Source organism: Streptomyces sp. L500 (genome assembly GCF_054551825.1).
This window is the reverse complement of record NZ_JBTOLC010000117.1, coordinates 1-1,728: the sequence shown is the minus strand read 5'-3', so window position 1 is coordinate 1,728 and position 1,728 is coordinate 1. Positions and strand designations below refer to the sequence as shown.

The 1,728-nt window shown below is 68.6% G+C and carries 2 protein-coding genes; both read left to right on the top strand.

Features of this window, described 5'->3' with window-relative positions; all coding sequences use genetic code 11:
* The first annotated feature begins 90 nt into the window (after positions 1 to 90).
* Positions 91 to 531, top strand: a complete 441-nt coding sequence (locus ACX9I7_RS32560; protein ID WP_358631867.1) for a phage tail protein — start codon at positions 91 to 93, stop codon at positions 529 to 531.
* Between the two features lie 18 nt (positions 532 to 549).
* Positions 550 to 1,728: phage tail sheath family protein (locus tag ACX9I7_RS32555; protein WP_459389393.1), on the top strand; the 1,179-nt coding region annotated here is incomplete at its 3' end.

The following is a 1,728-nucleotide window of genomic DNA, read 5'->3' as shown; positions in this document are numbered from 1 at the left end:
CCGTCCGGCCGAGTTCGTCCACTTCACCATCACCCAGATCGCCGGACAGCCCGGCGGCGGCACCACCTGAGCGCGGGGAGGCACACGCACGTGTTGACCGGTGACACCTTCAGCAGCAACACCTTCGCCATCGAACTGGGCAAGTTCCAGGTCGAGACCGTCCAGGACGTCTCCGGGCTGACCCTGGAACAGGACGTCGTCGAGACCCGTCAGGTGTCCGCCACCGGCGAGCTCATCGTGCGCAAACAGCCGGGCGCCCGGAAGACCGGCGAGATCACGGTCACCCGGGGCATGGACAAGAGCACCGCGTTCACCGACTGGATCAAGGCCACCCTGGTCAACGCCGACCTCGACACCGCCCGGCAGAACATCACCATCGCCCTCAAGGACGCCCAGAAGCAGACGGTGCGCCGCATCCACCTCACCAACGCCTGGGCCTCCCGCTGGGAAGGCCCCCAGCTCGGGGCGGCCAACTCCGGCACCGCCACGGAACAGGTCACCATCACCTACGAGGACATCTCCGTCGACTAGCCGGGAGGGACAGCAACGATGGCGACCAGGCCCCAGCCCCCAGGCGTCTACGTCACCGAGAGGTCCAGCGGCGTCCGCATGATCGTGGGAGCGGGCACCTCCACCCCGGCCTTCCTCGGCTACACCAAGCTGCCCGACGAGGCGCCCCCGCAACGGACCACTCCGCCCTTCACCGCCGACGAGCGCGTGATCCCCCAGCCCATCCGGGGATGGCAGGAATTCGTCGACCGCTACAGCGTCAAGGAACTGAGCGACGAACTGGCCGCCCTCCTGAAGAAACAGAAGGACAACCCGCCCCTGTCCGCCGGTGACCACAAGAAGGTCCAGGTACTCCAGCGATGCCTCACCCTCGCCGAGGGGGTGTACGGGTTCTTCGCCAACGGCGGTACGACCTGCTACGTCGTCGGCTTCCTGAACCCGGGCACCCCGGTGACCGGCTCCGGTCTCGCCGGGGACGCGGAGGCGCGCACGGGCCTGGGCGGGCTGGAGACCGTGCCGGACGTCACCATGGTCGCCGTGCCCAGCCTCTGGGACATGACCGTCGCCGCCACCGAGACCGAAACCCCGCTGGCGCCGGATCTGCCGACCGGCAGGGGACTGATCGACAAGGTGCTCGCCCACTGCACCCAACTGCGCAACCGGCTCGCCGTCGTCGACGCGCCACCCGGCCAACTCGTCGAACCGCTCAAGGACTTCGTCGGCGACCTCGCCACACCCGACTCGGACGACGCGGCGTTCACGGCGTTGTACTACCCGTGGGTGGAGGTTCCCGGTGTGGACGGCGTGCGCCGCACGGTGCCCCCGTCGGGTCACCTCACGGGGGTGTGGGCGCGTACGGACGCCGAGCGCGGGGTGTTCAAGGCTCCCGCCAACCAGAACCTCCGGGGCGTCCTCGGCATCCCCACCCTGCTGACCGACGACCAGAACGGCGAACTCAACGACAAGGGCGTCAACTGTCTCCGCGTCTTCCCCGGCCGGGGACTGCTGGTCTGGGGTGCGCGGACCCGGTCGAGCAGTCGGGACTGGCGGTACCTGAACGTGCGCCGTCTCGTGTCGTTCCTGTCCGATTCGATCCGGCAGTCGACGACGTGGGCGGTGTTCGAGCCGAATGACGATCGGTTGTGGGCGACGTTGGGGCATTCGGTCGTGAGTTTCCTGACTGATCAGTGGCGTCAGGGGGCGTTGCTGGGCCGGACA